Origin of the sequence: Pseudomonas sp. EGD-AK9 (assembly GCF_000465935.2) — a bacterium.
In the GTDB taxonomy this organism is placed as follows: Bacteria; Pseudomonadota; Gammaproteobacteria; order Pseudomonadales; family Pseudomonadaceae; genus Aquipseudomonas.
Map to the genome: position 1 here is coordinate 1 of NZ_AVOF01000166.1, position 7,196 is coordinate 7,196.

A 7,196-nucleotide genomic window follows, 5' to 3' on the forward strand; every position below is an offset into this window, starting at 1 on the left:
CGGGCTGACGCGTCACGGCCGGCTATCGCGCCCATGGCCTGGCGATCCGACCGCCGCCGGTAGCCGCACGGCCCCTGGCCCGCCTATAATGCTGGCCTTTTTCCGTTGGCAATTTGTGGAGCTGGTGATGGCCGAACGTACGGCATTCGTCGAGCGCAACACCCTGGAGACCCAGGTCAAGGTCTCGATCAACCTGGATGGCAGCGGCAAGGCGCGCTTCGACATCGGCGTGCCCTTTCTCGAGCACATGCTCGACCAGATCGCCCGCCATGGCCTGATCGACCTCGATATCGAGTGCAAGGGCGATCTGCATATCGACGACCACCACACCGTCGAGGACGTCGGCATCACCCTCGGCCAGGCCTTCGCCAAGGCCGTCGGCGACAAGAAGGGCATGACCCGCTACGGCCATTCCTACGTGCCGCTGGACGAGGCGCTGTCGCGCGTGGTGATCGACTTCTCCGGTCGTCCCGGCCTGCAGATGCACGTGCCCTTCACCCGCGCCGTGGTCGGCAACTTCGACGTCGACCTGTTCCAGGAGTTCTTCCAGGGCTTCGTCAACCACGCCCTGGTCAGCCTGCACATCGACAACCTGCGCGGGCACAACACCCACCACCAGATCGAGACCGTGTTCAAGGCCTTCGGCCGTGCGCTGCGCATGGCGGTGGAGCTGGATCCGCGCATGGCCGGGCAGATGCCGTCGACCAAGGGCTGCCTGTAAATGCAGACGGTAGCCGTAATCGACTATGGCATGGGCAACCTGCACTCGGTGGCCAAGGCGCTGGAGCACGTCGGTGCCGGCCGCGTGCTGGTGACCTCGGACGCCAAGGTGATCCGCGAGGCCGATCGCGTGGTGTTTCCCGGCGTCGGCGCGATCCGCGACTGCATGGCCGAGATCAGGCGCCTGGGCTTTGACGAGCTGGTGCGCGAGGTCAGCGCCGACCGGCCCTTCCTCGGCATCTGCGTCGGCATGCAGGCGCTGCTCGAGCGCAGCGAGGAGAACGACGGCGTCGACTGCATCGGCCTGTTCCCCGGCCAGGTGCGCTTCTTCGGCAAGGACCTGAGCGAAGACGGCGAGCGCCTCAAGGTGCCGCACATGGGCTGGAACGAGGTGGCGCAGACGGTCAAGCACCCGCTGTGGCACGACATTCCGGACCAGGCGCGCTTCTACTTCGTGCACAGCTACTACATCGAGGCCGGCAAGCCGCAGCAGGTGGTCGGTCGCGGTCACTACGGCAAGGACTTCGCCGCCGCGCTGGCCGAGGGTTCGCGCTTCGCCGTGCAGTTCCACCCGGAGAAGAGCCATACCCACGGCCTGCAGCTGCTGCAGAACTTCGCCGCCTGGGATGGCCGCTGGTAATGGCGCGCGCCAAGGTGCCGAGCCTGGCGCTCGAGCCTGCCCAGGAGCAGGCCGCGCTGCTGCTGTTGCAGCGCTTTCTCGACCAGCGTTTCGAGCTGCAGCTGGGCACCTTCGAGGTGCAGGAAGTGCTCGACCTGATCACCCGCGAGCTGGCACCGCACTACTACAACAAGGCGATTCTCGACGTGCAGGCGCACCTGAAGGACAGGTTCGACAGCATCGAGAGCGACCTCTGGGCGCTCGAGAAGAGCTGAGCGCCTTACCGAATTCAAACTTGAGCAGGTTCAACCGATGCTGATTATCCCCGCTATCGATCTGAAGGACGGCGCCTGCGTGCGCCTGCGTCAGGGCCGCATGGAAGACTCCACGGTGTTCTCCGATGACCCGGTGAGCATGGCCGCCAAGTGGGTCGAGGGCGGCTGCCGTCGGCTGCACCTGGTCGACCTGAACGGCGCCTTCGAGGGGCAGCCGGTCAACGGTGAAGTGGTCACCGCCATCGCCAAACGCTACCCGACCCTTCCGATCCAGATCGGCGGCGGCATTCGCACCCTGGAGACCATCGAGCACTACGTGCGCGCCGGGGTCAGCTACGTGATCATCGGCACCAAGGCGGTGAAAGAGCCGGAGTTCGTCGCCGAGGCGTGCAAGGCTTTCCCGGGCAAGGTGATCGTCGGCCTGGATGCCAAGGACGGTTTCGTCGCCACTGACGGCTGGGCTGAAGTCTCCAGCGTGCAGGCCACCGACCTGGCCAAGCGCTTCGAGGCCGACGGCGTTTCCGCCATCGTTTATACCGACATCGCCAAGGACGGCATGATGCAGGGCTGCAACGTCGAAGCCACCGCCGCGCTGGCCGCCGCCAGCAAGATTCCGGTGATCGCGTCGGGCGGCATCCACAACCTCGGCGATATCGAGAAGCTGCTGCTGGCGCGCTCGCCCGGCATCATCGGCGCCATCACCGGCCGTGCCATCTACGAGGGCACCCTGGATGTGGCCGAGGCCCAGGCCTTCTGCGACAGCTTCAAGGGTTGAACCGTAGGGCGGGTGAAACCCGCCGCAATTGACGCAATCTTTATCGGTGGGTTGCACCCACCCTACGGGAGCTCCGTATGGCACTGGCTAAACGCATCATTCCTTGCCTCGACGTGGACAACGGCCGCGTGGTCAAGGGCGTCAAGTTCGAGAATATCCGCGACGCGGGGGACCCCGTCGAAATCGCCCGTCGCTACGACGAGCAGGGCGCCGACGAGATCACCTTCCTCGACATCACCGCCAGCGTCGACGGTCGCGACACCACCCTGCACACGGTCGAGCGCATGGCCAGCCAGGTATTTATCCCGCTCACCGTCGGTGGCGGCGTGCGCACCGTGCAGGACATCCGCAACCTGCTCAATGCCGGCGCCGACAAGGTGTCGATCAACACCGCCGCGGTGTTCAACCCCGAGTTCGTCGGTGAAGCGGCGGCGCGTTTCGGCTCGCAGTGCATAGTCGTCGCCATCGACGCCAAGCGCGTCTCCGCGCCGGGCGAGCCGGGCCGCTGGGAGATCTTCACCCACGGCGGGCGCAAGCCCACCGGCCTGGATGCCGTGGAGTGGGCGCGCAAGATGGAAGGCTTGGGCGCCGGCGAGATCCTGCTCACCAGCATGGACCAGGACGGCGTCAAGAGCGGCTACGACCTCGGCGTGACCCGCGCCATCAGCGAGGCGGTGCGCGTGCCGGTGATCGCCTCCGGCGGCGTCGGCAACCTGCAGCACCTGGCTGACGGCATCCTCGAAGGCAAGGCCGACGCCGTGCTGGCGGCGAGCATCTTCCACTTCGGCGAATACACAGTGCCGGAAGCCAAGGCCTATCTGGCCAGCCGCGGCATCGTCGTGCGCTGACCCTCTGCTGGCCGGCGTTCTGCCGGCCAAAGCTGCGGGCGAGTCGACGGCACAATGCCATCGATGGCGCTAGCATGGCGCCCTTGCGCCCAGGCCCTCCGGCCGCCGCCCCGATGCGGCTGCGCGCCCTGCATCCCGAACTTTCCCGACACGGAGTCCCTATGTCCGCCTTCCGGCTATTTGCCGTTGTTTTCCTGTTCTGCGGCGCCAGTCTGGCGCGCGCCGAGGCGCTGGTGCTGCTCACCGAGAACCTGGCGCCCTTCAACATGTCGGTCAACGGCAGCAACTTCGCCAAGGGCGAGGGGGTCAGCGGCATCAGTGCCGATATCCTGCGCGCGGTGTGCCAGCGCGCCGAGGTCGAGTGCCAGCAGATCCTGCGCTTCCCCTGGCAGCGGGTCTACCAGCAGACCCTCGAGGACGGCGGCTACGGCCTGTTCTCCACCGCGCGCACCCAGGAGCGCGAGGCGCTGTTCAAGTGGGTCGGCCCCATCGCCACCAATCACTGGGTGCTGCTGGCCAGGGGCGACAGCCCGATCCAACTGGCCAACCTGCAGGACGCCGCGCGTTACCGCATCGGTGGCTACAAGGGCGACGCCAAGACCCAGTTCCTCCTCGACCGCGGCCTGAGCGTGCAGACCACGCTGCGCGACAACGAGAACGCCCGGAAACTGGACAAGGGGCAGATCGACCTGTGGGTCACCTCCGACCAGGCGGGCCGCTACATGGCCCGCCAGGAGGGCATCGACAACCTCAGGGTGGTGCAGCGCCTGCATACCGCCGAGCTCTACCTGGCACTGAACAGGCAGACCCCCGACGAGCTGGTGCAGAAGTTGCAGACGGCTCTGGACGCCCTGCGCGCCGAGGGTGTGCTGCAGGCCATCGAGGCCCGGTATTGAGGCAATTTGCCAGGAATGTCACGCCGGCACTGTGCTGCGGCATAAGTGCTGGTTATTCTGGCGGGGTCTGCCTTTTCAGAAGAACGAGAAGATCTATGTTCAAACGCCTGCTCCTCGCGCTTGGCGGCACCCTTGTGGTGCTGACCGCTGCCGCGCGCGCCGAAGTGGACCCGGACTACAGCGTGGTGCTGCTGACCGAGAATTTCCCGCCCTACAACATGGCCATCAACGGCAAGAACTTCGCCCAGGAAGACAATATCGACGGCATCGCCGTGGATATCGTCAGGGAGATGTTCAAGCGTGCCGGGGTCAAGTACAGCCTGACCCTGCGCTTCCCCTGGGATCGCATCTACAAGCTGGCGCTGGAGAAACCCGGCTACGGCGTGTTCGTCACTGCTCGTTTGCCCGAGCGCGAGCAGCTGTTCAAGTGGGTCGGCCCGATTGGCCCGGACGACTGGGTGATGCTGGCCAAGGGCGACAGCCCGATCAGCCTGAATAACCTGGATGAAGCCAAGCAATACAAGGCCGGCGCCTACAAGGGCGACGCCATCGCCGAGCACCTGCTGGAGAAGGGCCTGCAGCCGCTGACCGCGCTGCGTGATCAGGAGAACGCCAAGAAGTTGATGGCCGGGCAGATCGACCTGTGGGCCACCGGCGATCCGGCCGGGCGCTACCTGGCCAAGCAGGAAGGCATCTCCGGGCTGAAGACGGTGCTGCGCTTCGACAGCGCCGAGCTGTACCTGGCGCTGAACAAGGAAATGCCCGACGAGATAGTCGCCAAGCTGCAGGCCGCGCTGGACCAGATGCGCGCCGAGGGCTTCGTCGACGATATCCTCAATAGCTACCTGTAAGACCCTGCGACCGGCCAAAAGCCGGTCGCTTGCCATGGACGGCAGAACCTTCGAGTGCCAATCACCGGACTCGGGTCCACGCAAGGATGTCGCTAGCCATAACCACAAATCATGCGAGCGGTACGTCTTATGCTGAACACTCTGAAGAAAAGCCTGTTTGTCGCCCTGCTGCTTGGCAGCGGTTTCGCCCATGCGCAGCTGCCGCCGGACTACAAGGTGGTGCTGCTGACCGAGAACTTCCCGCCCTTCAACATGGCGGTGGACGACAAGAACTTCGCCCGCGACGACGGCATCGACGGCATCAGCGCCGATATCGTGCGCGAGATGTTCAAGCGTGCCGGCATCGACTACACCCTGACCCTGCGCTTTCCCTGGGATCGCCTCTACCGCCTGACCCTGGACAAGCCCAACTACGGCCTGTTCTCCACCACCTTCACGCCCGAGCGCCAGCCGCTGTTCAAGTGGGTCGGGCCGATCGCCAAGACCGGCTGGGTGCTGCTCGCCGCGCCCGGCAACAACCTCAGCGTGGCCAGCCTCAAGGACGCCGCGCAGTACCGCATCGGCGCCTACAAGAACGACGCGGTCAGCCAGCATCTGGAGAGCCAGGGTCTGCAGCCGGTCAACGCCCTGCGCGATCAGGAGAACGTGAAGAAGCTGGTGCGCGGGCAGATCGACCTGTGGGCCACCACCGACCCGGTGGGCCGCTATCTGGCCAAGCAGGAGGACGTCAGCGGCCTGACCACCGTGCTGCGCTTCAACGATGCCGAGCTCTATCTGGCGCTGAACAAGGACACCCCGGACGAGGTGGTCGAGCGCCTGCAGAAGGCCCTGGACGAGCTGCGCGCCGAGGGTTACATCGACGATATCACCGCCAATTACCTGTAACCGGGCCCGCAGCCTAGGGGCCCGCGCGCACCAGTCGTTTATTCGGTGCGCACGGCGCCCCCTGGGACGAAGCCAAGAAAAAGCCCGGACATGATGTCCGGGCTTTTTTCGTATCGCCGCTTCGCCTCAGCCGCCGCGGGTCACGCTCAGGCCCTTGAGCAGGTTGAGCGCCTGGCTCAGCTGGTAGTCGTCGTCCTGCGGGCGCTGCGGTTGGGCAGCTTTGGCCTTGCTCGGGCGGTCGGCGCCGCCGTTGCCGTTGCCCAGGTGGCCCTGCAGGTCGGCTTCCTTGATGCCCTCGTTGTCCTGTTCGCGGGTCAGCTTGGCGCGCGCCACCTCGATATCGGGAACGATGCCCTGGGCCTGGATCGAGCGACCATTGGGGGTGAAGTACAGCGCCGTGGTCAGTTTCAGCGCGCGGTCGTTGTTCAGCGGCAGCACGGTCTGCACCGAGCCCTTGCCGAAGCTGTCGGTGCCCATCAGCACCGCACGCTTGTGGTCCTGCAGGGCGCCGGCGACGATCTCCGAGGCCGAGGCACTGCCGCCGTTGATCAGCACCACCAGCGGCACGCCTTCGCTGGCGTCGGCCGGGTCGGCGTTGAAACGCAGTTCGGAGTTGGCCAGGCGGCCCTCGGTGTAGACGATCAGGCCCTTCTTGAGGAAATGGTCGGTGACCTCCACCGCCGCCTGCAACACGCCGCCGGGGTTGTTGCGCAGGTCCATGACCAGGCCGCGCAGCTTCTTGTCGCCGTTGTCCTTGCGCAGCCTGGTCAGCGCCTTGCCGACTTCCTCGCCGGTGTTGACCTGGAACTGCGAGATGCGCAGGTAGCCGTAGCCGTCCTCGAGCATCTGGCTCTTGACGCTGCGCACCTTGATCACCGCGCGGGTCAGGGTCAGGTCGAAGGGGCGGCCGCCGTCGCGCACCAGGGTCAGCTCGATCTTGCTGCCGGCCTTGCCGCGCATCTTGTCCACCGCCTCCATCATCGACAGGCCCTTGGTCGGCTGGCCGTCGATCTTGACGATCAGATCGCCCGGCTGGATGCCGGCCTGGGACGCCGGGGTGTCGTCGATGGGCGAGACCACCTTGACGAAGCCGTCTTCCATGCCGACCTCGATGCCCAGGCCGCCGAACTCGCCGCTGGTGCTCTCCTGCAGTTCGAGGAAGGCCTCCGGCTCGAGGTAGGCCGAGTGCGGGTCGAGGTTGCTGAGCATGCCCTTGATGGCGTTCTCCAGCAGGGTCTTGTCGCTGACCGGTTCGACATAGGCGGCCTTGATCCGGTCCATCACCTCGGCGAAGGTGCGCAGGTCGTCCAGCGGCAGCGGCGCCTTG

Annotated in this window: 9 protein-coding genes; 8 read left to right on the forward strand and 1 reads right to left on the reverse strand. The window is 65.9% G+C overall.

Annotated elements, in window-relative coordinates; all coding sequences use genetic code 11:
• The first annotated feature begins 127 nt into the window (after positions 1-127).
• The 8 genes from hisB to N878_RS09310 all read left to right on the forward strand — a co-directional run bounded on the left by hisB (position 128) and on the right by N878_RS09310 (position 5,869).
• A complete protein-coding gene (gene hisB, locus N878_RS09275; RefSeq protein WP_021443389.1) occupies positions 128-721 on the forward strand; it encodes an imidazoleglycerol-phosphate dehydratase HisB in 594 nt (197 codons plus the stop codon).
• Positions 722-1,360: an imidazole glycerol phosphate synthase subunit HisH gene (gene hisH, locus N878_RS09280; protein WP_021443390.1), complete on the forward strand. Its 639-nt coding sequence runs from the start codon at positions 722-724 to the stop codon at positions 1,358-1,360.
• Complete coding sequence (locus tag N878_RS09285; protein ID WP_021443391.1) at positions 1,360-1,614, forward strand: DUF2164 domain-containing protein; 255 nt, start codon at positions 1,360-1,362, stop codon at positions 1,612-1,614. The genes hisH and N878_RS09285 overlap by 1 nt, the downstream gene beginning before the upstream one ends.
• 37 nt (positions 1,615-1,651) lie before the next feature.
• Positions 1,652-2,389, forward strand: a complete 738-nt coding sequence (hisA, locus tag N878_RS09290) for a 1-(5-phosphoribosyl)-5-[(5-phosphoribosylamino)methylideneamino]imidazole-4-carboxamide isomerase (RefSeq protein ID WP_021443392.1) — start codon at positions 1,652-1,654, stop codon at positions 2,387-2,389.
• Positions 2,390-2,466: 77 nt separating this feature from the next.
• Positions 2,467-3,237 (forward strand): imidazole glycerol phosphate synthase subunit HisF, encoded by a 771-nt coding sequence (hisF, locus tag N878_RS09295; protein WP_004374000.1) that lies wholly within the window; start codon positions 2,467-2,469, stop codon positions 3,235-3,237.
• 161 nt (positions 3,238-3,398) lie between these two features.
• Positions 3,399-4,133, forward strand: coding sequence for an ABC transporter substrate-binding protein (locus N878_RS09300; protein ID WP_021443393.1), 735 nt, complete (start codon positions 3,399-3,401; stop codon positions 4,131-4,133).
• A gap of 95 nt (positions 4,134-4,228) precedes the next feature.
• Positions 4,229-4,984, forward strand: coding sequence for an ABC transporter substrate-binding protein (locus N878_RS09305; RefSeq protein WP_021443394.1), 756 nt, complete (start codon positions 4,229-4,231; stop codon positions 4,982-4,984).
• 129 nt (positions 4,985-5,113) lie between these two features.
• A complete protein-coding gene (locus N878_RS09310) occupies positions 5,114-5,869 on the forward strand; it encodes an ABC transporter substrate-binding protein (protein WP_021443395.1) in 756 nt (251 codons plus the stop codon).
• Between the two features lie 126 nt (positions 5,870-5,995).
• On the opposite strand, the gene N878_RS09315 is transcribed toward N878_RS09310, so the two are convergent.
• The coding region (locus N878_RS09315; RefSeq protein WP_021443396.1) for a S41 family peptidase at positions 5,996-7,196 on the reverse strand (1,201 nt) is incomplete at its 5' end.